General features: G+C 58.5%; 23 protein-coding genes. 7 read left to right on the top strand and 16 right to left on the bottom strand.

The features are described 5' to 3' along the window. Positions 1-272 precede the first annotated feature (272 nt). The gene (locus AB4Z35_RS13080; protein ID WP_108228275.1) at positions 273-455 is read right to left on the bottom strand and encodes a DUF6026 family protein; all 183 of its coding nucleotides are present in this window, start codon (positions 453-455) and stop codon (positions 273-275) included. A gap of 249 nt (positions 456-704) precedes the next feature. Here AB4Z35_RS13080 and gnd point away from each other — a divergent pair, with 249 nt between their 5' ends. Beyond that, positions 705-1,709, top strand: coding sequence for a phosphogluconate dehydrogenase (NAD(+)-dependent, decarboxylating) (gnd, locus tag AB4Z35_RS13085; protein WP_442097583.1), 1,005 nt, complete (start codon positions 705-707; stop codon positions 1,707-1,709). Continuing rightward, a complete protein-coding gene (gene zwf, locus AB4Z35_RS13090; protein ID WP_442097457.1) occupies positions 1,706-3,220 on the top strand; it encodes a glucose-6-phosphate dehydrogenase in 1,515 nt (504 codons plus the stop codon). The genes gnd and zwf overlap by 4 nt, the downstream gene beginning before the upstream one ends. 126 nt (positions 3,221-3,346) lie before the next feature. Here zwf and nhaB read toward each other — a convergent pair whose 3' ends face one another. The 3 genes from nhaB to AB4Z35_RS13105 all read right to left on the bottom strand — a co-directional run bounded on the left by nhaB (position 3,347) and on the right by AB4Z35_RS13105 (position 6,769). Beyond that, positions 3,347-4,849: a sodium/proton antiporter NhaB gene (gene nhaB / locus AB4Z35_RS13095; RefSeq protein ID WP_442097459.1), complete on the bottom strand. Its 1,503-nt coding sequence runs from the start codon at positions 4,847-4,849 to the stop codon at positions 3,347-3,349. Positions 4,850-4,927: 78 nt separating this feature from the next. Continuing rightward, complete coding sequence (locus AB4Z35_RS13100) at positions 4,928-6,217, bottom strand: hypothetical protein (protein WP_442097461.1); 1,290 nt, start codon at positions 6,215-6,217, stop codon at positions 4,928-4,930. Positions 6,218-6,502: 285 nt separating this feature from the next. After that, complete coding sequence (locus AB4Z35_RS13105) at positions 6,503-6,769, bottom strand: hypothetical protein (RefSeq protein WP_108228280.1); 267 nt, start codon at positions 6,767-6,769, stop codon at positions 6,503-6,505. Positions 6,770-7,110: 341 nt separating this feature from the next. Here AB4Z35_RS13105 and AB4Z35_RS13110 point away from each other — a divergent pair, with 341 nt between their 5' ends. Then, on the top strand, positions 7,111-8,436 hold the full coding sequence (locus AB4Z35_RS13110; RefSeq protein ID WP_442097463.1) for a sigma 54-interacting transcriptional regulator: 1,326 nt from the start codon (positions 7,111-7,113) through the stop codon (positions 8,434-8,436). 373 nt (positions 8,437-8,809) lie between these two features. Here the strand turns inward: AB4Z35_RS13110 and AB4Z35_RS13115 are convergent, their stop codons facing one another. The 8 genes from AB4Z35_RS13115 to pnuC form a co-directional block, all read right to left on the bottom strand. Next, the gene (locus AB4Z35_RS13115) at positions 8,810-10,117 is read right to left on the bottom strand and encodes a transporter (RefSeq protein ID WP_442097465.1); all 1,308 of its coding nucleotides are present in this window, start codon (positions 10,115-10,117) and stop codon (positions 8,810-8,812) included. Positions 10,118-10,162: 45 nt separating this feature from the next. Continuing rightward, entirely contained in the window at positions 10,163-10,966 is an 804-nt protein-coding gene (locus tag AB4Z35_RS13120) for a hypothetical protein (protein WP_442097467.1), read from the bottom strand. Positions 10,967-10,992: 26 nt separating this feature from the next. Further along, positions 10,993-11,673 (bottom strand): C39 family peptidase, encoded by a 681-nt coding sequence (locus AB4Z35_RS13125; RefSeq protein ID WP_108228416.1) that lies wholly within the window; start codon positions 11,671-11,673, stop codon positions 10,993-10,995. A gap of 61 nt (positions 11,674-11,734) precedes the next feature. Continuing rightward, on the bottom strand, positions 11,735-12,580 hold the full coding sequence (locus AB4Z35_RS13130) for a heme utilization protein (protein ID WP_442097469.1): 846 nt from the start codon (positions 12,578-12,580) through the stop codon (positions 11,735-11,737). 64 nt (positions 12,581-12,644) lie between these two features. After that, entirely contained in the window at positions 12,645-13,247 is a 603-nt protein-coding gene (locus AB4Z35_RS13135; RefSeq protein ID WP_442097470.1) for an adhesin, read from the bottom strand. A gap of 1 nt (position 13,248) precedes the next feature. Further along, positions 13,249-13,695 carry a hypothetical protein gene (locus AB4Z35_RS13140; protein ID WP_442097471.1) on the bottom strand — a complete coding sequence of 149 codons (447 nt, stop codon included), beginning with the start codon at positions 13,693-13,695 and terminating at the stop codon, positions 13,249-13,251. Between the two features lie 347 nt (positions 13,696-14,042). Further along, positions 14,043-14,567 carry an AAA family ATPase gene (locus AB4Z35_RS13145; protein ID WP_442097472.1) on the bottom strand — a complete coding sequence of 175 codons (525 nt, stop codon included), beginning with the start codon at positions 14,565-14,567 and terminating at the stop codon, positions 14,043-14,045. After that, positions 14,564-15,127: a nicotinamide riboside transporter PnuC gene (gene pnuC, locus AB4Z35_RS13150; protein WP_442097474.1), complete on the bottom strand. Its 564-nt coding sequence runs from the start codon at positions 15,125-15,127 to the stop codon at positions 14,564-14,566. The genes AB4Z35_RS13145 and pnuC overlap by 4 nt, the downstream gene beginning before the upstream one ends. A 286-nt stretch (positions 15,128-15,413) precedes the next feature. Between pnuC and AB4Z35_RS13155 the strand changes: the two genes are divergently transcribed. Further along, positions 15,414-16,244 carry an undecaprenyl-diphosphate phosphatase gene (locus AB4Z35_RS13155; protein WP_008003379.1) on the top strand — a complete coding sequence of 277 codons (831 nt, stop codon included), beginning with the start codon at positions 15,414-15,416 and terminating at the stop codon, positions 16,242-16,244. Beyond that, entirely contained in the window at positions 16,241-16,669 is a 429-nt protein-coding gene (locus tag AB4Z35_RS13160) for a DUF1294 domain-containing protein (RefSeq protein WP_008003381.1), read from the top strand. Before AB4Z35_RS13155 ends, AB4Z35_RS13160 begins: the two co-directional genes overlap by 4 nt. Before the next feature lie 11 nt (positions 16,670-16,680). Here AB4Z35_RS13160 and AB4Z35_RS13165 read toward each other — a convergent pair whose 3' ends face one another. Together AB4Z35_RS13165 and AB4Z35_RS13170 are read right to left on the bottom strand one after the other, a co-directional pair. Next, the gene (locus AB4Z35_RS13165; RefSeq protein ID WP_442097476.1) at positions 16,681-17,040 is read right to left on the bottom strand and encodes an MmcQ/YjbR family DNA-binding protein; all 360 of its coding nucleotides are present in this window, start codon (positions 17,038-17,040) and stop codon (positions 16,681-16,683) included. Then, positions 17,037-17,945 carry a LysR substrate-binding domain-containing protein gene (locus tag AB4Z35_RS13170; protein WP_008003386.1) on the bottom strand — a complete coding sequence of 303 codons (909 nt, stop codon included), beginning with the start codon at positions 17,943-17,945 and terminating at the stop codon, positions 17,037-17,039. Before AB4Z35_RS13170 ends, AB4Z35_RS13165 begins: the two co-directional genes overlap by 4 nt. 131 nt (positions 17,946-18,076) lie before the next feature. Here AB4Z35_RS13170 and AB4Z35_RS13175 point away from each other — a divergent pair, with 131 nt between their 5' ends. Further along, on the top strand, positions 18,077-18,688 hold the full coding sequence (locus tag AB4Z35_RS13175; protein WP_442097477.1) for an FMN-dependent NADH-azoreductase: 612 nt from the start codon (positions 18,077-18,079) through the stop codon (positions 18,686-18,688). 168 nt (positions 18,689-18,856) lie between these two features. Continuing rightward, positions 18,857-19,894, top strand: coding sequence for an alpha/beta hydrolase family protein (locus tag AB4Z35_RS13180; protein ID WP_442097479.1), 1,038 nt, complete (start codon positions 18,857-18,859; stop codon positions 19,892-19,894). Between the two features lie 606 nt (positions 19,895-20,500). On the opposite strand, the gene AB4Z35_RS13185 is transcribed toward AB4Z35_RS13180, so the two are convergent. Beyond that, positions 20,501-21,697, bottom strand: coding sequence for an MFS transporter (locus AB4Z35_RS13185; RefSeq protein WP_442097481.1), 1,197 nt, complete (start codon positions 21,695-21,697; stop codon positions 20,501-20,503). 217 nt (positions 21,698-21,914) lie between these two features. Then, the gene (locus tag AB4Z35_RS13190; RefSeq protein ID WP_033052720.1) at positions 21,915-23,501 is read right to left on the bottom strand and encodes an ABC-F family ATPase; all 1,587 of its coding nucleotides are present in this window, start codon (positions 23,499-23,501) and stop codon (positions 21,915-21,917) included. Positions 23,502-23,949: the final 448 nt, after the last annotated feature.

Raw genomic sequence — 23,949 nt, forward strand, 5'->3', positions numbered from 1 at the left:
GCGCTGCGAAGCAGTCGTAAAATCAGTCATTGCGGTACGTCAGGCAGGCCGCGTCAGCTGGACTCACGACTGCTTCGCAGCCGAACGCAGCCTCGCGGGCTCGGCAGCTGCTACAAAGGGAGTCGCGGCTGAAATTGCTTAACTGAACGACCGCGAGCGCGAGCGCGAGTAATCATCGTGAACCAATTGTGAAATTATTTGAGTTGCCAGGGGTGGCAGGGCATGAGCCGTTGCGGAAGCAGTGCAGACTGCTCCCGCTTGAAAGGAGGGGGTCAGGCGAGTGGGGCGCGTTGCGTCACAGCCAGGGGCTGCGTCTGACCGGCTTGCAGCAGTAGCCGCAACTGCGCCAGCTCCTGTTTCAATTGATCGCGTTCGTCCTTCAACTGACGCAATTCATCGCGACGGATAGTGACGTAAAGGGTTTGTGCTGGCAGTGCGGTGTGTACTGTGCCCATTGCTCACCTCGCAAATGGCGTGTCTCAACTGTAGGTCCGCCTCGAAATCAACGGCTGATCTACTATCGGCGCCAATTTTGATTTCTTTTGCCCCCGAAGGGAACTTTTTTATTTTTCATTGTCGTTGTGTCTTCGGTTTGATTACCGACGTTATCCATCAGGATCGGGCACAATGCCCGGAAACTTCGTGCCAACGCTCTGGACTAACCCCATGAGTCGCGTTGGGCTATAACCTTTGACACACATTTTATTTGTAGTAGGGAGCATCAGCACATGCAACTCGGGATTATTGGACTGGGCCGCATGGGCGGCAATATTGCACGGCGCCTGATGCTCAACGGGCACACCACCGTTGTTTACGACCGCAATACCGCCTTTGTCGAAACCTTGTCCGCTGAGGGTTCCACCGGCGTCACCGATCTGCCAGCGCTGGTCGCTGGCCTGGCCAAGCCGCGTGCGGTGTGGGTCATGCTGCCGGCCGGCGCGCCGACTGAAGAAACCATCGACACCCTGAGCACCTTGCTCGAACCCGGCGACACCATCATCGACGGCGGCAACACCTTCTATAAGGACGACATCCGCCGGGCGAAAACCCTGTCGGAAAAAGGCCTGCATTACATCGACGTCGGTACGTCCGGCGGCGTCTGGGGCCTGGAACGTGGTTACTGCATGATGATCGGCGGCGATGCCGCGACCGTTAAGCGCCTCGACCCGCTCTTCGCAACCCTGGCCCCCGGAATGGGCGACATCCCGCGCACCAAGGACCGCAAGTCCGACGACGATCGTGCCGAGCGTGGCTATATTCACGCAGGTCCCGCTGGCGCCGGGCATTTCGTGAAGATGATCCACAACGGCATCGAATACGGAATGATGCAGGCCTTCGCCGAAGGCTTCGACATTCTGCAAACCAAAAACAGCGAGAGCCTGCCGCAAGACCAGCGTTTCGACCTGAACGTGGCGGACATTGCCGAAGTCTGGCGTCGTGGCAGCGTGGTGTCGTCGTGGTTGCTCGACCTGACTGCCGACGCCCTGGCCAGCGATCCGAAACTCGACGGTTTCTCCGGGTCCGTGGCCGACAGCGGTGAAGGTCGCTGGACCATCGAAGCCGCCATGGAGCAAGCGGTGCCGGTACCGGTGCTGTCGAACTCGCTGTTCTCCCGCTACCGTTCGCGTGGGCAAGGCACCTTTGGCGACAAGATTCTCTCGGCCCAGCGCTTCGGCTTCGGCGGCCACGTGGAGACCKCGAAAAAATGACCCAYGTGATCCGCAGGAAATCCAAGGCAGAGCCCGCACCACCGACGACGTTGTTTGTGTTYGGCGCCCACGGTGACCTGGTCAAGCGTCTGTTGGTGCCGGCGCTGTATAACCTCAAGCGCAATGGGTTACTCGGGGATGGACTGCGGATCATCGGCGTTGACCACAACGCCATCAGCGATGAAGGCTTTGCGCAAAAGCTCGAAGACTTCATTCGAAACGAGATGGCTGGCAAGGGTGACCACACCCTTGATCCAGCGGTCTGGTCCAGACTCGCCAAAGGCATCAGCTACGTCCAGGGCGATTTCCTGGACGACAGCACTTATCAAGCGCTGGCGGCGAAAATCGCCGACAGCGGAACCGGCAATGCGGTGTTCTACCTGGCCACCGCACCGCGTTTCTTCAGTGAAGTGGCACGCCGTCTCGGTGCCGCCGGCTTGCTGGAGGAGACCCCCGAGGCGTTCAGAAGGGTCGTGATCGAAAAGCCCTTCGGCTCTGACCTGCAAACGGCCGAAGCCTTGAACGCTTGCCTGCTCAAGGTAATGACGGAAAAGCAGATCTACCGGATCGATCATTATCTGGGCAAGGAAACCGTGCAGAACATTCTGGTCAGCCGTTTTTCCAACAGCCTGTTCGAAGCGTTCTGGAACAATCACTACATTGATCACGTGCAGATCACCGCCGCCGAAACCGTCGGCGTGGAAACCCGTGGCAGTTTTTACGAGCACACCGGCGCGCTGCGGGACATGGTGCCCAATCACCTGTTCCAGTTGCTGGCGATGGTGGCGATGGAGCCTCCCGCCGCGTTTGGCGCCGATGCGGTGCGCGGCGAGAAAGCCAAGGTCGTCGGTGCGATCAGGCCCTGGACGGTCGAGGAGGCCCGCGCCAATTCGGTGCGTGGCCAATACGCCGCGGGTGAGATCGACGGCAAGGCACTGCCGGGCTATCGCCAGGAAGACAAGGTCGCAGTCGACAGCAATACCGAAACCTATGTGGCCCTCAAGGTCATGATCGATAACTGGCGCTGGGTCGGCGTGCCGTTCTACCTGCGTACCGGCAAGCGTATGAGTGTGCGTGACACCGAGATCGTGATCTGTTTCAAGCCGGCGCCCTATGCGCAATTCCGCGATACCGAGGTCGATGAGTTGCAGCCGACCTATTTGCGCATTCAGATCCAGCCCAACGAAGGCATGTGGTTCGACCTGTTGGCCAAACGGCCCGGTCAGGCCCTGAAGATGGATAACATCGAGCTGGGGTTTGCCTACAAGGACTTCTTCGAGATGCAGCCGTCCACCGGCTACGAAACCCTGATCTACGATTGCCTGACGGGTGATCAGACGTTGTTCCAGCGCGCCGACAACATCGAAAACGGCTGGCGCGCCGTGCAGCCGTTCCTGGATGCCTGGCAGCAGGATTCCAGCCTGCAGAGCTATGCCGCCGGGGAAAACGGCCCCAAGGCCGGCGAAGAATTGCTGACCCGCGACGGTCGTGTCTGGCATCGTCTCGGATAACGCGGATCTCCTGTGGGAGCGAGCTTGCTCGCGATGGCGGCCTGTCAGGCACAGGGATGTTGAATGTGCCGCCGCCATCGTCGGAACGCCGCCCGGAGCAAGCTCGCTCCCACAGGGGCGGCGGTGTCAGAGCCAGTAGCTCACCGCATACCACCCGAGCAAGCCCATCACCACGGTGTACGGCAACGCCATCCAGACCATCCGCCCATAAGACAGGCGCACCAGCGGCGCAATCGCCGAGGTCAGCAAAAACAGGAACGCCGCCTGACCATTGGGTGTAGCCACGCTCGGCAGGTTGGTGCCGGTATTGATCGCAATGGCCAGCGTCTCGAAATGCTCACGGGTCATCTCACCCGCCATGAATGCACGCTTCACTTCGGTGATGTAAATGGTTGCCACGAACACGTTGTCGCTGATGGCGGATAACAGACCGTTGGCAATGAACAGCATGCCCGGTTGTTGGTCCGCCGGCAGCGTCAGCACCCAGTGGATCAACGGGGCGAACAGCTGTTGATCGTGAATCACCGCGACCACGGCGAAAAACACCACCAACAATGCGGTGAACGGCATGGCGTCCTTGAACGCGGTGCCGAGACGGTGTTCGTCGGTGATGCCGGTAAAGGCAGTGATCAATACGATCACCATCAAACCGATCAAGCCCACTTCGGCAATGTGAAACGCCAGCCCGGCAATCAGGATCAATGCGGCAACGCCTTGCACCAGGAGCGCAGCACGCTGGCGTGAGGTGCGCGCGGCGTTGTCTTCGGCGGCGTAGTTGGCCAGCACCGTTCGGACGTTATCCGGCAGCAACGTGCCGTATCCGAACCAGCTCAGCTTTTCCAGCAGCACGCATGTCAGCAGTCCGGCAACCAGCACCGGCAAGGATACCGGCGCAACCCTGGAAAAGAACTCGGAGAAGTGCCAGCCCATTTCATGGCCGATCAGCAAGTTCTGCGGCTCGCCGACCAATGTGCAAACGCCACCCAGCGCGGTGCCCACGGCACCATGCATCAGCAGGCTGCGCAGAAAGGCGCGAAACTGTTCGAGATCGCCTTGATGCAGGGTGGGCAGATGTTTGTCGTCGTTGAACTCGCTGTCCTGACGCGGATCGTTACCGGAGGCGACACGGTGATACACCGAGTAAAAACCCACGGCGGCACTGATGATCACGGCGGTCACGGTCAAGGCATCGAGAAACGCCGACAGAAAGGCCGACAAAAAACAGAACATCAGGGCCAGCAGGGCCTTGGAGCGAACCCCGAGCAGCAAACGCGAGAACAGGTACAGCAACAAGTCCTTCATGAAGTAGATGCCGGCCACCATGAACATCAGCAGCAGGATCACCGGGAAGTTGTGCAACAACTCGTCGTACAGCGCCTGGGGCGTGGTCATCTTCAGCAACAGGGCTTCAATCATCAGCAGGCCGCCGGGCATCAGCGGATAACATTTGAGCGCCATGGCCAGGGTGAAGATGAACTCCAGAACCAGCAGCCAGCCGGCCGCCACCGGGCCTGCGGTCCACAGCACCAGGGCATTGAGAATGAGGAAACCGACGATGCAGGCCTTATACCAACGGGGCGAGTGCCCGAGAAAGTTGTGCGCGAACGCCTGGGCCATTGAACCGGACATCGGCTGCTCCTTGTTTTAAGAAGCGCGCAAATTGCCGTAAGCGGACGAGAAGATCAAGCGCAGGAAAAATACATCGGTTTAGCCCAGATATCGCGCGACGACGGCCTTGTAGCTGCCATGCAACGAATAGCCGCCAGCTACGATGTTTCCATCGGCCTGCACCGCGACACAGGTGGCAGTATCCAGGCTGGGGCCGAGGCGGGTCCGCGTACAGCCGCAGCCTTTGCCAAAGTGGCGATCGGGACGGCCGTTGGGCAGGTATCGCCCCAGAATGAAGTCTGCTTCAACGCCGCCGATGGTGGCGCCCGCCGTCAGCACACGGCCATCGGGCTGTAACTGCGCGGCGTTCCACTGGCATCCGCTGTGACCGATTTTCAGTCGCTGCGGTTGTCCGCCGTTGCAATGATTGTCGGGGCGGCCGTTGCTGTGCATTTTAAATGTCAGGCAGTGCATCGGCTCGCAACTGCTGCCAAAACACAGGATGTCGCCTTCGTTTTGCTGGACCACCTGACTGACCCGGGCGCCATGCCCTTGCGCCTTGAAGGTCATGAATCCATCGACGGCAAAACGGTCGTCGAGGCGCCCGTCCGGGTGATAGCGTGCCAGCAAGCCTTCTTCAGGGAAGTTGATCGATCCACCGACCAGAATTCGGCCATCACGTTGTAGCGTCAGGCTGCTGAGCCAGGTGTTCATCAGCAGGTGCCTGACCACGACAAAGCCGCGGTCATTGAACGAGTAGTCCAGCGAGCCTTCGACATCCAGCCGTATCAACATACCGGCGTGATCGGCCAGTTCGTAGTGATGGTTGGCCAGGATCAGGATTCGACCGTCTTGTTGGACGCCGATATCGCAGGCTTCGGCGCCGGGTACACCGGGGGGGAGCCAGGCATCGCGTATGCCCAGGGACAGACCGCCAGGCAATCGCACGACACAGCGACCATTATCACCAAAGCGTCGAACCAGCCGACCCTCCTGATCCAGCAATGCCAGGGCCGGGAGCGTGCGGTGCGCATTTTCGTATTGCAGGCCGGCCAACAGGATATTGCCGTCGGGCATGACCAGAACCTTGGCACCCATGGCTTCGAACCCCGGCTCGAATTGCCCGATGACACTGCCTTGATTGCCGAATGCGAGGTCTGCGGAACCATCCTCCAGCAAACGGGCCAGACCAAAGCGGCTGCCATCGGCCATGAAGACTTTAGCGGCTACCAGCAAGCGACCCTGCGCATCGATCGCAACACCATTGGCCAGGCTGGAAAGGCTATCGGCGAAATACACCTGGGTCTTGCCATTGGCGGCAAACGTTTTATCGAGGACTCCGGCGTTGTTCCGGGTGGTGGAGTAGGCAAAAGCCGACTGGATTGACATGCGTCGCATCTCCTTGCGAGTCGTCATGATCCAGAAGTTTGGCTGGCGACTGATAAGGAAAATATTCAACCCCTGAATGAAGGGATGCACAACTCTAATAACTAACAAGCGGAGGGTCGTTGTGTGCCACAACAGTGTCTTTTCGAACCATTGGCAAGCCTGCAAAGTATCAGGCGTATGCAAAGTTCGAACTGAACAGCGTCAAATAGTGCGCAGGGCCAGAAAATTCAGCGAACTAATGACAGGAGGAGGGCGCGGATTACCCCGGAGTAATCCGCAAAACAATTAGTTTGGCATCGACCACGACTGCAGTGTGTAACCTTCCTGGCTCAATTCGGCGCGGGCCTGTTCCAGCAGCAGTTCGAGTTGTGCGGGATCGGAGTAAGCGCTGCTTGGGATCTGCTTGCGGCCAATGCGGGTGCTGGTGCGGTCGATAACGGTCAGGCTGAGTTCGCCATTACCGTCTTGTGGTGCCCAGGCCACGCATTTGAATGGTTTAAATGCGCGGTCGGCAATCAGCAGTGCTTCGTTGATACGGAGCGGGGCGTTCATGGGGTCTTCCTCTGCATGCCCAATCAAGTGATGTGCCGATGGTTGGGCTTACCGTTCGGCTGGTTACTTGTACTGATGCCCGCAACCGGGGTTCGGGTCACACACAATCAAAAGAAATTTCCACTTTATTTCAAATGCTCAGGAATGAGCCTGACATTGAAAGCTGAATGAAAGGAAAGAGTCGTTAGGTAACTAACAAAATCGCAGCTTATAACTGGTTGTATAGCGCCCCTATAGTTAAACGGTACAAGGACCTGTCAAATTCTTGCTAATGTTACAGTCGGGTCCGCCAAATGACTGTTTTTAATAAATTTTCATAAATTTGGCGCCAAGGAATTGTCATGAGCGATGCGCCTGCTTTACGACGTCTATTAGTGGTGGACCCCTGTGACGATTGCTATCGTCTGCTCCCTGGATTGCGCTCTATCGGTTGGGACGTTGACAGCTGCACACTGGAGAACGCCACCGACCGAACCTGTGACGTGGGTTTGTTACGCTTGCAGCCCTTTCACCTCGAGCACCCGGACGCTGTCAAAGAACTGATCAGCCGCAGCGGCACCGAGTGGATAGCCGTACTCAATCAGGATGTGCTGCGACTGCAAAATGTCGGCGACTTCGTCTGTGAGTGGTTTTTTGACTTTCATACCTTGCCATTCGATGTGTCCCGGGTTCAGGTAACACTGGGCCGGGCGTTTGGCATGGCGCGGTTGCGCGGGCAGGGTACGGTCCATGTTGACCAGCCCGAGCACGAATTGCTGGGCGACAGCAAACCTATCCGTGAACTGCGAAAGCTGTTGAGCAAACTGGCTCCGACCGAATCTGCGGTGTTGATTCGGGGTGAAAGCGGCACTGGCAAGGAACTGGTCGCCCGAACCCTGCATCGTCTGTCCCAGCGTCACAGCAAACCCTTTATTGCGATCAATTGTGGTGCGATTCCCGAACATTTGATCCAGTCCGAGCTGTTTGGCCATGAGAAAGGCGCATTTACCGGCGCGCACCAACGCAAGATCGGACGGATAGAAGCCGCCAACGGTGGCACTCTGTTTCTCGACGAGATCGGTGACCTGCCACTGGAGYTGCACGCCAACCTGCTGCGGTTCCTCCAGGAAAAACACATCGAGCGGGTGGGCGGCAGTCAGCCGATTCCGGTGGATGTGCGGGTTCTGGCGGCGACGAACGTCGACCTTGAAGCCGCCATCGAGAAGAAACGCTTTCGCGAAGACTTGTATTACCGCTTGAACGTACTGCAAGTGGCGACCGTTCCGCTGCGCGAGCGCCATGGCGACCTGGCGACGCTGGCCAACCACTTCTCCCATTTCTACAGCCGTGAAACCGGGCGCCGCCCACGCAGTTTCAGCGAAGACGCGTTGATTGCCATGGGTAAACACGACTGGCCAGGCAATGTTCGCGAACTGGCCAACCGCGTTCGTCGCGGGTTGGTGTTGGCCGAAGGCCGGCAGATCGAGGCCCGTGATCTGGGGTTGATCAGTCAGCATTCAATCTCCGCGCCGATGGGCACCCTTGAAGAATACAAGTCCCGGGCCGAACGCCAGGCATTGTGCGATGTATTGACCCGCCACAGCGATAACCTGAGTGTCGCCGCCAAAGTATTGGGTGTGTCGCGACCGACCTTCTACCGGTTGTTGCACAAGCATCAGATTCGTTGAATTCCTGCTTCAAACAAAAAGACCGCTGCAATGGAAATTGCGGGCGCGGCGCGCTTGAGTCGATCGCCAGTAATCGAGCGTCGACCGGCTGCTCCTACAGGCGCGGTCTCTTGTGGGAGCTGGCTTGCCCGCGATGGTCGTTAACGATAACGCGTGTGGACTGGATGAACGCGGCGCACTTGAGTCCATCGCCAGCAAGGCTGGCTCCTACAGTTTCAGCGTGGGCACGCTTCCGTGTAGGAGCTGGCTTGCCAGCGATGGTCGTTAACGATAACGCGTGTGGACTGGATGAACGCGGCGCATTCAAGTCCATCGCCAGCAGGCTGGCTCCTACAGTTTCCCGGGATTGCGTGAAGAGCCTATTTAGTTCAGGTCAGAAGTAGTAAGGGAATTTCAGGCTGAACTGGAAATCCGGGGCGTCGTCCGTCAAGCCGATGGACAGGTTGGGTACGATGGTCAGGTTGTCGGTGGCCGCAATGGTCATGCCGATGTTGAAATAACCGGCGTTGGCATCGCTGGAAACCACCGATTGCCAATCCCCGCCATCTTCCTTGAGCTTGCTTTTGCGTTGCACCAGGTCGGAGACCGAGAACGACATACTCATCTTTTCGTTCAGGGCGAACGCAATGCCGGCGCCAATCTGGAAGCTGTCGCCAATGCGTACTTTGCCCGGGGTCTTGACCGCCGGGTTGGAGCTGATGTCGTCGAAAGACTCTTCCAGGTTGTGCGTGTAGGACAGGCTGCCGAACAGCACTGCCGGATCGAAGGTCTTGACCAGGGAGATCCCCGGCGTAACCGACCAGACGCCGTTACCGGTAGGCAAGGATTCAGGCACGGCCAGGTTGGAGTTATTGTCCACACGAATCAGCTTGATGCCGAACGGATCTTTGCCAGTCGGCGCCTTGACGCGCAAGGTCACCACGGCATCCGGCGTGTTGGCCGACTCGTCGAGGAATTTGTAGGCGATACCGAAGTTGACGTCGCCTATGGCCGGGGATTCCTTGACGGTGTCTTCGGTGGTGACGTTGGCGGCGCCGTTATTGCCGCCACCGGACTGGTACGTGGACTGACGGTAGACCACCGGCACGTTCAGGTCGAACTGCCAGCGATTGTTGAAGTTGTAGCGGCCGGTGAGGTCCAGCGTCCAGGTGTCGGCCTTGATCCGGTCCAGGTTGATGGCACCGAGAAAGATCGAGTCCAGGGCGAGAAAGCCGTTGAGGACCAGTTGGCGGGTATCGTATCGGGAGTAGGTTATCCCGGTTTCGAAGCTGAACTTGCCACCGCCGAAGAACCCGCTGGCCTCGTCATACAGGTTTGAAACGCTTTGCGCCGGTTGTGAGTCATCGGTCAGCGATTGTCCATAAGAGCTGCCGCTGCCCCCGGCGGCCCCCCCTGAAGCCGCCGCGGCACCGGTGCCGGTGGCGACGTTGGGATTGCCCTTCAGGTCCGCTGGCGACTTGGCCAGGCGTTTGGGAGGKGGTGAAGCGGGCTGTTCTTCGACCTGGCGAACCCGTTGCTCGAGAACCGCCAGGGCTTTTTGCTGGACTTCGTATCGTTGTTTCATCTCCAGAAGTTCTTTTTTGAGAGCCTCTAATTCCGGGTCAGGTGCTGCCTGCACCATCGCCACCGGGAGTAGAGAGCACAAGCATATGACTGCACGCAGTGATACCGATCGGTACATGAAAAAGCCGTCCATTTGTGCCCAATGGTCGTGTTTCAGCGTAGCTCAATACCCCAAGGTCCGTAATGCAGCGAGTTGGTTCAGGTTGTAGCCCAATGCAACAGCACTCGGGCCTTTATTGTCGAGCACCACGTTGAGTCGAGTCATGTTGTTGACCACATTGCTGTTGCCCAGCAACCGGGTGTCTTGCAGTAACCCGCCTTGGGCGACTTGTTGCAGGCTTGAGCCCTGGTTGTTGTTGGCGGTGATGGCCACCTGAACGCCGCCACCGGTCGCGGACACAGCAACACTGCCTGCACCATTGCTGCCGGTGATGGTTTGACCGGCTATCAGCGCCTGGCCCCGTCTCGGCACCGGCACCGGCGCAGGGGCCGTGCTGGCCTCTTTCACGTTGATGGCGATCTTGTTGTTTGAGCTGTTGCCATCGCCGGCGGCCCGTGTGACCTGGGTGATGCCCTGAGAGGTGCTCAGTCCGGCGCCACCCGTTACATTACCGGTGCCCGAGCCGGTGCCCGAACGGTTGCCCGAACCGGTACCCGAGTTGCCCGAACCGCCTTTACCGCTGTGTTCGATGGTTGAAACATAGAACTCGGGCTTGACCGTTTCGGCTTGAAGTTGCATCGAGGTGGATGCCCCGATCAGATCACCACTGGCGTTGCGCCAGGTACTGCTCATGACAACACCGAAGCTGATGATCCGCCCCGGCATCACATACCGGCCACGCAACTCGGCCAGTTCCTGGTCCTTGATTTCGATGGGTCTGAACTCATCAGCAAAACCTGAAGTGGTCGCTGCCAGACAGGCAGTGACCACCCAATACGAGGTTTTCATTTGCTGCTCCCGGAGCATCCTGCCCCCTGTCATCTTATAGGCGATTAAAAGAAGTCGCTCTGTATGAAACCAAAATCCATCAATTCGGCATCTTTGACCGGGTTGAAGTTATCCAGCTTGTTCTTGGCTGTCAGCGGTTGCGGTGGACTGCGTAACGCATTGGTCTTTTCGTACCCCGGACCGACAATAGCGAAGATAATGCCATTCCAGCCTTTGACAAAGTCATCATGGGAGTAGCGTTTGTGACCGAGCACCGGGTCGCCGATGTAGACCCAGTTCTTGTCCGCCCGCTGCAACACCACGAAGTGCTTGTAGCCGCGAATTTCCATCAGTACTACCACCGGAATCGTCACGGCATCGAGTCTTTCAGGCGGGATCTTGTAGCCCCGGGCGCGCATGCCGATGCTTTCTATGTAGCGCTTCATGTCCAGCATGGAAAAACCCTGGGTACGCACAAGGTCCTGGTCTGCGTAGACCAGCATGCCTTTGATGATGTGCTCCTCATCGACGTCGAGCCAATAGGCCTGGCGCAGTATCGTTGCCAGCGCGGCGGCGCCGCAGCTGAAATCGGTTTTTTGTTCGACGATGTCGCTGAACTTGCGCTCACGCAAACTCTGTACGTGCTTGTACACCAGCACACCACCCGGCAGGGCGGCAACCGGCATCTGTGCAGCCTGGGTCAGGCCAGACAGGCAGAGCAGGGCGAAAAGGGCAGTCTTACGCATCATCGATACGCCTTGTGACTGTGGAACAGCCCCATCGCCAGGACTTTCATGGCGGTCGCGATTATGGACATGATTTACAACCCGCGGCGATGGACAGCGAGTTGCTTTGCTGGTTGCCGACGCCGGACGATACGTTGGCTCCGCCGTTGCCGGAGAAGCTGTTCATCGAGCCCGTGATCGAAGCATTGTTGGTTACAGGAGGCCTCCAGCCTTCTGGCGTCATCACTTGCTGGGTGGTTATGCCGGACAGTCCGAGTACACCCAAGGGTACGAAATCAGTCCTGGCGTTGTTGGTGACGTTCAGCCCGGACGTACTTTGGTTGGCCGCCGCCGCGGCTACTGCGACACGGCCACCCGATACGGCAATCGCCAGGTTGTTTTTCTGTTGGTTGAAGTCGCCGGTGGTCACGTTGATGCCGATGTTGCCGGAACCGCTGTTGCCAGCGTTATTGAGCGTTGTGTTGTTGGTGTTGGAGTGGTTCCTGGCGGTGTTGCCGGTGCTCTTCTGAGTCGCGCTGGAGACGGTGACGGCGGAGCCGAAGATGAAGGCTTCGTCAGCCGTGGCAAGGGCGGCGGCGTTGTCTTGCTGGTTGCCGTTACCGGCTGCAACGTTGGCGCCCATGTTGCCGTTGGAGTTGTTCAGGGAGTTATCGATTTTAGCGTCGTTTTGGGTGCCCCGGTTCACTACCCTGCTGTCACTGCTTTCCTGCGAGTCCAGTACGGCGGCCCCAGCCCCGGCGCCTGCGGTAATCTGCAGAATCTGTTCCAGCGACGGGCCGTTAGGCTGTTGGTTGCTGCCCTGCCCATTGCCCTGCGCGGGATCATCAACACCGGCTGCCTGGGCTGCGAATGCCATCACTGCTGCCAGGGCGAAAGCCAGTGGTTTGAGAGCAGTTGTCGGGTTCATGGTGCTTCTCCGAGCTCATTGGTTGGTCAAGTGTTGGTACGTCCCTAATCGCACTGTATCGGGGTCAATCAGAGACCCGGATACTCAGGGTGTTAGCCATTCGGTTCCCCACCCCGGCACTCTGGTTCACCTGGATCACGCCCCGGCTGCCGGTGAAGGCCTGGTCGCTTGTCACGACCTGGCGACTGCCGTTTGGGGTGCCAGTTGCTCCCGAGTTCGGTAACAACGCCACGTTCTGTTGAGAAAGGGCACTATCGTCAACGGCTTGCGGTGCAGCTCCGATGCTGATGCGCATGGCGTTGGCCATCTGGTTGTTCGCCCCGGCACCCTGGTTCACGCCCAGTACGCCGTTGCCATTACTGAAGGAGGTGCCGCCGATATTGGCCGTCGCATCCATCGACGGATTGGCGGGCGTGGTGATGCTCTGCCTGACGCTGGTGGTCGCACCGGCTTGGGTACCAATGGCGATCGCGCGGACGTTGGCCTGCTGCTGTTGATCACCCGCGGCCTGGTTGACGCTGAAGTTGCCTCGGTATTGAGTACCGGAATCAAGGAAGGTGGCGTTGTTCACCGAACTGACGCCCGAATCGGCCATCACGCTGGTACTGTCGAGCAGGGCAAGTAACAGGGCAGGTAACAGGGCAGGCAACAGGAAGGAACGATCCATCTCACTGGCCTCCCGCCATTTTGCCCAGTGAGCCCAGGCCGCTGCTCATGGCGCGATTGATGGTTCCGGAAATGGCGCCGCCACTGCCGCCACCGTGGCCGACAGACATGCCAGGCAAACCGTTGGGGTTGGTGATGACATTCATGCCTTGCATGCCGCCCGGGTTTTGCCCGAAGCTGTTATGAGGGGTCGTTCCGGTGGTTACCCCGGCGATATCGGCGTCGCTGAGTTCGCCGGTGACGCGGGCAGAAGGGTTGGCATTGATGGTGGCCGGGTTCGGATCCCTGCCGCCGCTACGACCGATGAGAGTTGGGTGAACGGTACGATCAAGCACGATGACACCGTTGCCTTCGGCATGAACGTTGAAACTGAGAACAGTGCCAGCAGCGCTCGCGATCAGCAGGAGGCACATCAAGCCTTTTTTTTTGAATATCTCCACGACATTCATACCTTCATTTGTAAGCTGGCCCCGGTCAGCTGTGTGAGGGATAGAGCGAAAGCTGTGCCGGCTTTTGAATAACGAGTTGATTCAATGGTTTACAGACTTGGTTCGGGAACCCTTTGCCGAGAATGTATCAACGGTGAGACGAAACCCAGCGCAGGCAGACCGTAATTGCGGGCCAACCCCTGTGGAACAAGGGTTCTAGCGTTGTCGTAACAATGCCTTAACACATCCTGTGAGCAAACGATGAAGGGCGTTGAAATGGGCCGTTTCAGGCAGGGAGAGTGTTTCAGGATCGGACACTTTCCCCCCGAAACAGGGGGGGAGGATGGGGAAATTGCCCCAAACGCCGGTCAGGCGTCGAGCAATCGGGTCACGGCGTTCAGTGCCTGGAATCGGCGTTCTGCCCAATCTCCGTGCAGTACTTGAACCGGTTGGGCGTGGCGCTCAAGCCAGGCCAGGGTCTGGTCGAAAAATGCCTGGCGCTCACTCAATCGGGGCTGGCAACGCTGGCCATCATCCGTCCACTCGACGTGTTCCGGCGAAAGCAGCAAGTGCAAGTCGTAATGCCGGGCCAGTAGCGCTTGTTCAATCCAGGCCGGGCAGTCGCCAAACAGGGTCTGGCTCCAGAGGATGTTGCTCAGCAGGTGCGTGTCGAGGATGAGCAACGACGGTTGTTGCGCCCGCGCTTCGTCTTCCCATGCCAATTGACCGCGGGCGATCTCCGGAATGTCGGCCAATGTGGTGTCCCGCGGATTCTGCTCGATGAACCAGCGCACATACTCGTCGACCAGAGTCCCGCCGAAACGCTGTTGCAACTCGGCCGCCAGCCAGCTTTTACCGCTGGATTCGGGGCCTGTGAGTACCAGGACTTTCATGCGCGCAATGCCGGATCGGCGCGCCATTCGCGCCAGCCCTGCACCGCAATAACGGTAAACAACCCGTACAGGGTGGCGGTCAGGTACAGATCTTTGTAGATGAACAACCCGACGAAAATCACATCCAGGGCAATCCACAACGGCCAGCACTGGACACGTTTTTGTGCCATCCAGACCTGCGCCACCAGGCTGAATCCGGTCAGCGCCGCATCGAGCCAGGGTTGCGCAGCGTCGGTCCAGTGAGCCATGGCCGCCCCCAGCAACAGACTGCCGAGTGCGCCAATGGCAAGGCTCAAGGCCACAGACCGGGTATCGAGCCGACTGACTTCGCGGCCATGGGTGGTTTCGCCAAACTGCGTCCACTGCCACCAGCCGTAAAGCTGCAAGGCGGCATAGACGACTTGCAGCAGCATGTCCGAATACAGCTTTACCTCAAAAAAAATCCAGCTATAAAGCAGCACCATGACCAGGCCGATGGGCCAGCACCAGGGATTCTGTTTGACCGTCAGCCAGACGGCAATGACACCGAGGGCGGCGGCAAACAGTTCAAGCCCGGACATGGAGATTCCTTGGGGAAATAGAAGAAGGGGCGGATTGTAACCGGATTGGCGTCAGGAATCCTGTGGCAAGGGCGCGAGCCCCGATAACGCGGAAGCGTCAATCGGACTTGTCTGATAGGATTTCGGCCCCGTACGGATAAACCCGAATCAGGGTTGTTTTTTCACAGGATTTTTACGGTTCTGTGGTAATCCTTGATGCGCGGGGCTTCAGCTACGCTGATCGCGATGAACGCTTTTGAAAAATACTAACGGGGCATGCCGGTGCGCATAGCCTTTTGGGGGATTGATGGATTTTTGGACCGCCTTTCAGGCATTGATTCTTGGGGTTGTAGAAGGGCTGACCGAGTTCCTGCCCATTTCCAGTACCGGCCACCAGATCATCGTGGCCGACTTGCTCGGCTTCGGGGGCGAGCGGGCGATGGCGTTCAACATCATTATTCAGTTGGGTGCAATCCTGGCGGTGGTGTGGGAGTTTCGACGCAAGATCTTCGACGTGGTCATCGGTCTGCCGACCCAGCCGGGCGCTCGGCGGTTTACCGCGAACCTGTTGATCGCGTTCTTGCCGGCCGTGGTGTTGGGCGTCATCTTCGCCGACCTGATCCACAAGTACCTGTTCAATCCGATCACGGTGGCAACGGCGCTGGTCGTGGGCGGGTTCATCATGTTGTGGGCCGAGCGGCGTCAGCATGAAGTACACGCCGAAACGGTGGATGACATCACCTGGAAAGATGCCCTGAAAGTCGGCTTCGCCCAATGCCTGGCCATGATTCCTGGCACTTCGCGTTCGGGCTCGACGATCATCGGCGGGTTACTGTTCGGCCTGTCGCGCAAGACCGCTACCGAGTTCTCGTTCTTCCTGGCGATGCCCACCATGGTCGGCGCGGCGGTGTACTCGGGCTATAAATACCGTCACCTGTTTGTCCCGGCGGATTTCCCGGTGTTCGCGATCGGCTTCGTCACGGCGTTCGTCTTTGCGATGATCGCGGTCCGCGGGCTGCTCAAGTTCATCGCCAACCACAGCTATGCGGCGTTTGCCTGGTATCGCATTGTGTTCGGCCTGATCATCCTGGCGACCTGGCAATTCGGCTGGGTCGACTGGAGTGCGGTCAAGCCGTGAGTGACTCAAGCTCGCGCAATAACCCCGGGCGCCAGTCCGGGGGACAGGTTCGCCATTCACGGCTGAAGTGGTTGGTGTTTGCAATCCTGTGCGCGTTGCCGCTGTCGGGTTCGGTGTCGTTGTGGCTGCACGGGGTGTCGCTGATTCCCCTGGCGGCCTACGGCATTGTCAGCGTCGTGACGTTTTTTCTATACTGGAGCGACAAGCGCAAGGCGCGCGCCAATCAATGGCGGACGCCGGAGAATGTCCTGCATGCGCTGGAATTCGCCGCAGGCTGGCCCGGTGCTTTGCTGGCACAGCAAGTGTTTCGGCACAAAACGCGCAAAGTCTCGTTCCAGTTGGTGTTCTGGATCATCGTGCTGTTGCATCAGGTGTTCTGGATCGACCACCTGTTCCTCGGCGCACACCTGTTCGCCTTGTTCTAATAAAGAAGGCCCTATAGCAACAGGCCGACTTGAGTGCGCCTTGGCAGTTTGCTCACCACCAACTGATGGGAACGCTGCAGCAATCTCTGTAGTTCTTCGCCACCGAGCGGGTAGGGCGTTTCCATGATGATCCACTGGGCGCGCGCCAGATAAGGCGCCGGATGAATCCCGGGACGGTCGCAATGGCCGAGAAACAGATCCTTGTCGACCTTGAAGGCCAGGGAGTCACCCCGCAGGCCCTGCAAGGCGAACATCTTGTTCCCGGCAATCGAAAACACCCGTACGCCTCCCCACTTATAGTCTTCCCGCGCTCCAGGCAGGGCGAGGCAAAATTTCGCGACATCCTCTTCGCTCATCCGTCCAGCTTTCATATCAACCGTTCCCCACAGGCATTGAATGATTCGACCAGATGGTCAATCCAGGCGCGTACCGCCGGCATCACCCCGCGTCGATGAGGATAGACCGCTTGCAACCAGCCACCGGGCAACGACCACTCGGGCAACAGCTGCACCAGTGAGCCGTTTTCCAGTTCCTGTTCGCAATACATCATGGGCAGCATCGTGAAGCCCAGGCCTGAAAGGGTGCTGGCCTTGCGCACGATAAAATCATCGATGCCCAGCCGGGCCTCGAGCGCGAGCTCACAAACTTTGCCTTTTTGATCCAGCATGCGGATGTGCACCATGCGGTCGGCTTCCAGGGCACCGAGCACCGGCAGGCTTTTCAGATCCTCGGGATGGTTGATCTCACGGCCAACGAGGAAACCGGGGCTGGCGACCATCAGCATTTGCGCCTGACGCAGGCGGCGGGTGACCAGCAGCGGGTCTTCGTCGCCCAGTTCCCGCACACGCAGGGCCACGTCAATGCCTTCGTTCACCAGGTCGACCCGCCGGTTGAGCAACATGATCTCCAGCTGGACTTGCGGAAACCGTTCCAGAAAGTCGCTGATCACACCCGGCAACATTTCGTGGGCCAGCCCAACCGGGCAGGACACCCGTAATCGCCCACGGGGCTCGCTGGACATGCTGGCCACGGCCTCGTCGGCCATTTCCGCCTCCAACAGCATCGCCTGGCAGTGCCTGAGGTAGCGCTCACCCACGGCGGTCAGTTTCAACTGTCGGGTCGTGCGTTGCAGCAATCGTGCGCCAAGGCGTTCTTCCAGTTCGGCGATGCGGCGTGACAGTCGTGACTTGGGGATGCCCAGCAAGCGCCCGGCCGCCGCGAAACCACCGGCTTCCACGACTTTGGCGAAGTAATACAGATCGTTGAGGTCTTGCATGATGTGAACTCGATTGTTCTATCTGTGAGACGAACTATCGCATTGTTGCCGTCTAATCAGCTATTGGTTTCGTCTGTAGGATTAGTCCCATCAGATCGCCCTTGTGGGCGATCCTCACCTGGAGATCCCACATGAAACTGCTGCATATCGATTCGAGCATTTTGGGCGACAACTCGGCTTCCCGTCAGCTGAGCGGCGAAGTCGTCAAAGCCTGGCAAGCCGCCGAGCCAACCGCCGTGGTGACCTACCGCGACCTGGCCGCCGACGCGATCAGCCACTTCTCCGCCACCACTCTGGTCGCCGCCGGTACCACCGCTGAACTGCGCAACGCCGCACAACAGCACGAAGCCGAACTGAGCGCCTCGACCCTGGCCGAATTCCTGGCCGCCGATGCCGTGGTGATTGCCGCACCGATGTACAACTTCACCATCCCGACTCAATTGAAGGCGTGGATCGACCGCATCGCCGTAGCCGGTCAGACCTTCCGTTACACCGAAGCCGGCCCTGAAGGCCTGTGCGGCGGCAAGAAAGTCGTGATCGTCTCGACTTCCGGCGGCATGCATGCCGGTCAGGCCACCGGTGTTGCCCACGAAGAATATTTGAAGCTGCTGTTCGGTTTCATCGGCGTCACCGACATCGAAATCGTCCGTGCCGAAGGCCTGGCTTACGGTGACGACGTTCGCAACAAAGCCATGAGCGCTGCTCACGCGCAAATCAGCGAGCAGTTGTTCGCCGCCGCGTAAGGCTTGCGTAAAAGTAGGCAAGCGTTCAGGTAAAGCCAAAAAAACTCTGTATTCTGGTTACGCAAGTACCAGATGCGGAGTTTTTTGTTTCTGGTCGTTGCAGATTGTGGCCTGACTTATGCAGTCAAGGGTTCACGTCTCAAGTCCGGTAACAAGGTGGGGCATCCCATGCTGCGTCTTTGTGCAACTTTACTGATTTGCCTGCTCAGCAGCCTGAATCCAGTGCACGCCGCGCCTGCGCCGCATCCTCACTGGAGCGTCGGCTTCCATGAGATGACTTTTCTCGATCCACTGGACCTGCAGCCGATGCGCGCCATCGCCTTCTATCCGTCCAGTGACTGGGAGCACACCAGCAAACTCGAGGGTTACACCGTCGAAGCCGGGGAGGACACCAAAGTCGCCATTGGCCGGTTCCCGATGCTGATGCTGTCCCACGGAAACACCGGTACCCCGCTGGCCCTGCACGACCTTGCCACGTCGCTGGCGCGCAAAGGCTTTGTTGTGGTGGCGGTGATTCACCCCGGTGACAACTCCAGGGACCACAGCCGCCTCGGTACTTTGAGTAACCTGTACGGCCGGCCGATCCAGATTTCCGAAGCCATCACCGCCACTTTGGGCGACCGTATGCTGTCGCCGTTCGTCAATGCCGACCAGGTGGGGGTCATCGGTTATTCGGCCGGTGGCGAGACTGCATTGATTCTGTCTGGCGCGACCCCGGACCTGGATCGCCTGCGCCGTTATTGCCAGGAGCGTCCGGATGACCGCGATGCCTGCAACACCCAGGGCGAATTGATTGTCGACCGCGACGACCTGCAACCAGTAGCTGACCCTCGCGTCCACGCCTTGATGCTGATGGCGCCGTTGAGCCTGAAGTTCGGCCGCCACACTCTGGCCGATGTGCATGTGCCGGTGCTGCTATACAGCGGCGATGGCGACAAACTGGTGGCTTTCGACAAGAACGCCGCGGCACTGGCACGCAAACTGCCGACGGCGCCTGACTTCAAGTTACTGGCCGGGGCAGGCCACTTCGTGTTCATGGCACCGTGCAACGACGAGCAGATCGTGATCACGCCCGCGCTGTGCACCGATGCCGATGGTGTCGATCGGCAAGATATACACCGCAATCTGATTTCCGAGGCTGGAAGTTTCTTCTCGCGCACCCTGGGCAGGGCGACCCGGGCGGGGATGCAGACCGCCGATCAGTAAACTTGTGATCGGCGATCGCTACCTTCAATGACTTATCGGCGAACCATCTTCCCAGGTTTTAATTCGGGAAGATGGTTCGCGAACCGGTTTAAAAACAATGCCACTGATTTTTTAAAATACTGGTGAGTGCCCGCGCTCAGCAGGCACTCACTATGGATATGGCTTCTGATTTTCCGGGCGGTCAGACCTATAGCGCAGTGCTCATCTTGTTTGTAATTGAATGTGATGCCTTACTGTTCGCGAAGTTTTCTGTCGGGTTTTCCAGGTGTTGGGCGTTGCTCTTCAGTTGCTCGATACTGAACGGGCAGCACTCGTCGCCTATATCGCCAATGTCATAACACACACCGTTATGGCAGATTTGCTGCATTGTATCTTCGGCATGTGCATTGGAGTAAAGAGCAATCAGCAATGGCGGAACGAGAAGGGGTAGCGATAATAGACGCATATTGATTTTCCTGTTTTTATAATCCAAGTTAGTTCAGCACATGCGATTCTGACTCCATCAATAATTTAAACAACGATAGCACTTTGGATTAATCTGTTCGGAGTGTTTCATCTTTGTTGTAAATTGAAATGCATTGGGTGTTGTTTCTTTTGGATATGTTTTTAATTCGTTGCGCGCGCGGATTTGCGTGCCAGCAATAAAGTCAGGCCAAGGCCCGCCACCGACAACACTGCCGCACTGAAGAAAATCCATGCGTAACCGAGGTTCAACGCCACGGCGCCCATCAACGGGCCGGCGATGGCCAGCGCCAGGTCGAAAAACACCGCGTAAGCACTCAAACCCGCGCCCCGGCTGGAATCAGGCACCTGTTTGATAGCCTCGACACCCAGTGCCGGGTACACCAGGGACAGGCCAAATCCGGTCAGGCCGGCGCCAATGAGCGCATACCCGGTCGACGGTGCGAGCCACAGCAGTACCAGGCCAACCGTCTCAATGCACATGCAGGCAATGGCCGACGTGAACCCGCCGAATCGGCTGATGGCGGAAATGAACAGCAACCGCGACAGAATGAAACATACCCCGAATACGGTCAGGCAGTAGGCCGCACCGGTCCAGCCGCGATTGATGTAATACAAGGTGATAAAGGTCGTCAGGGTGCCGTAGCCAATGGAAGCCAGGCTCAGGCTCGCGCCGAATGGCGCAATGCGCCAGAACACCGCCCAGAACGGCAAACGCTCACCGCGCACCACGGGAACCGAGGGCTTGTTGCGAATCAGTAACAGTGCGGCCAGGGCCAGCAGCGAAAGGGCTGTGCCCAGGCTGGCGAAACCGAGTTGTTGCACCATCACCACGCCCAGCGGTGCACCGATGGCAATAGCACCATAGGACGCGATGCCGTTCCAGGAAATCGACCGCGCGGTGTGCTCAGTGCCCACCTGGCCCATGCACCAACTGATGGTGCCGACGCCGATCAACCCTTGGGCGATCCCCAGCAACAGGCGCCCGGCGATCAAAATCAGCAGGCTGAGCAAGGGAAAGCCTTGCAACAGGGTCGATAGCAAGGTCAGCACTCCACTGAGCACAATCCCGGACAAGCCATAGATGATTGCGCGCTTGGTGCCAACGCTGTCGGACATTCGTCCGGCCATGGGCCGGCTGAGCAGGGTGGCGAGGTATTGCGAGCCGATGGTCAGCCCGGCCACGATGGCACTGAACCCGAGCTGCTCGTGGACATAGCCCGGTAATACCGCAATCGGCAAGCCAATGCAGAGGAAGGCAATGAAGGTATAGAAAACAATGGAGACGATCTGCAGGGTGATCGCCATGGAGCTTTGCGGAGCAACTTGCTGCACGGACATGAGGGCTCGTTCGCGGGCGGCGGTGGGAGAACTGCATCATGGCGCGGGACAGTGATAAAAGGAAGCAGGCTAACTATATTTCGTGGGCTGCCTTGCTGGCTGTAGGAGCGAGCTTGCTCGCGAAAAACGTCTGGATAACGCGCTCATTCAGGTTGCACGCGTTATCGTTGTCGTCCATCGCGAGCAGGCTCGCTCCTACAAGTGCAGCGAGGTAGTTTTAGAACACCACACCCTGGCTACGCAGGTAGTCGTCGTAGGTGCCGCTGAAGTCGGTCACGCCGTTAGGGCTCAACTCGATGATGCGGGTCGCCAGGGACGATACGAACTCACGGTCGTGGCTGACGAAGATCAGCGTGCCCGGGTAGTTTTCCAGCGCCAGGTTCAGCGCCTCGATGGATTCCATGTCCAGGTGGTTGGTCGGTTCGTCCATCACCAGTACGTTCGGCTTTTGCAGGATCAGCTTGCCGAACAGCATGCGGCCTTGCTCACCACCGGAGATGACCTTGACCGACTTGAGGATCTCGTCGTTGGAGAACAGCATGCGACCCAGGGTGCCGCGAATGATCTGCTCGCCCTGGGTCCACTGGCCCATCCAGTCGAACAGGCTGACGTCGTCTTCGAAGTCATGGGCGTGGTCCTGAGCGTAGTAGCCCAGCTCCGCGCTTTCGGTCCATTTCACGGAACCGGCGTCCGGGGTCAGCTCGCCCATCAGGGTGCGCAGCAGGGTGGTCTTGCCGATACCGTTCGGGCCGATGATCGCCACGCGCTCGCCGGCTTCGACGGTGAAGCTGAAGTTCTTGAACAGGGTCTTGCCATCAAAGCCCTTGGACATCTGTTCGATGGTCACGGCCTGGCGGTGCAGTTTCTTGGTCTGTTCGAAGCGGATGAACGGACTCACGCGGCTCGATGGCTTGACTTCGGCCAGCTGGATCTTGTCGATCTGCTTGGCGCGGGAGGTGGCCTGCTTGGCTTTCGAGGCGTTGGCCGAGAAGCGGCTGACGAACGTTTGCAGTTCGGCAATCTGGGCTTTCTTCTTGGCGTTGTCCGACAGCAGTTGCTCGCGGGACTGGGTCGCGGCGGTCATGTACTCGTCATAGTTGCCCGGGAACAGGCGCAGCTCGCCGTAGTCCAGGTCGGCCATATGGGTGCAGACGCTGTTGAGGAAGTGACGGTCGTGGGAAATGATAATCATGGTGCTGTTACGCACGGTGAGAATCGATTCCAGCCAGCGGATGGTGTTGATGTCCAGGTGGTTGGTCGGTTCGTCGAGCAACAGCACTTCCGGATCGGAAAACAGTGCCTGAGCCAGCAATACACGCAGTTTCCAGCCTGGAGCGACTTCGGACATCGGGCCGAAATGCTGTTCCAGTGGAATACCCAGGCCCAGCAGCAGCTCACCGGCGCGGGATTCGGCGGTGTAGCCGTCCATTTCGGCGAATTCGGTTTCCAGCTCGGCCACGGCCATGCCGTCTGCTTCGCTCATTTCCGGCAGCGAATAGATGCGGTCGCGCTCGGCCTTGACCTTCCACAGCTCTTCGTGACCCATGATCACGGTATCGATCACGGTGAATTCTTCGTAGGCGAACTGGTCCTGGCGCAACTTACCCAGACGCACGTTCGGCTCCAGCATGACCTGGCCGCCGGACGGCTCGAGGTCACCGCCGAGGATCTTCATGAAGGTCGACTTGCCGCAACCGTTGGCACCGATCAGACCGTAACGGTTGCCACCGTTGAACTTGACCGAAACGTTTTCGAAGAGCGGCTTGGCGCCGAACTGCATCGTGATGTTAGCTGTAGAAATCAAAGGTTTTTCCTGCGAAGCATTCAGAGTAGCTAGGGTTGCGGCAGTACCGGTTCAGTACCCGTTTCCACTGTTCGGGCCCGGGACATTCATCCCGATCAACAGTGGAAGATCCATCTGGCATCAAGTGGACAGCAGCATGTGGCGCGCCTGGCCCGAGTCAATGTGCGCTGAAAGGGGATTTTCCCGCTCTCAACCTGGGGGCGCGTAAAGTTTGGCGGCGATTGTACTGGTCTGGCTCTTTAAACGATAGGGCGTTGAGGTCTGCGCAACGCATTGGCAGTTTTCGCGGACGCATTTTCACCGTTACAGGTTAACTATTGGTTACAAACTATGGCTAAAATGCCGTCCATCAGATGAATGCCGACCATCGGCGTGGCTCGATGGCACCACAGGGCCACTGTTTCGTATTCAGTTGCTGCACAAGACCCGGGGACCGGCATGCCGGTAA

The organism is Pseudomonas sp. KB_15, from assembly GCF_052114525.1.
Taxonomy (GTDB): Bacteria; Pseudomonadota; Gammaproteobacteria; order Pseudomonadales; family Pseudomonadaceae; genus Aquipseudomonas.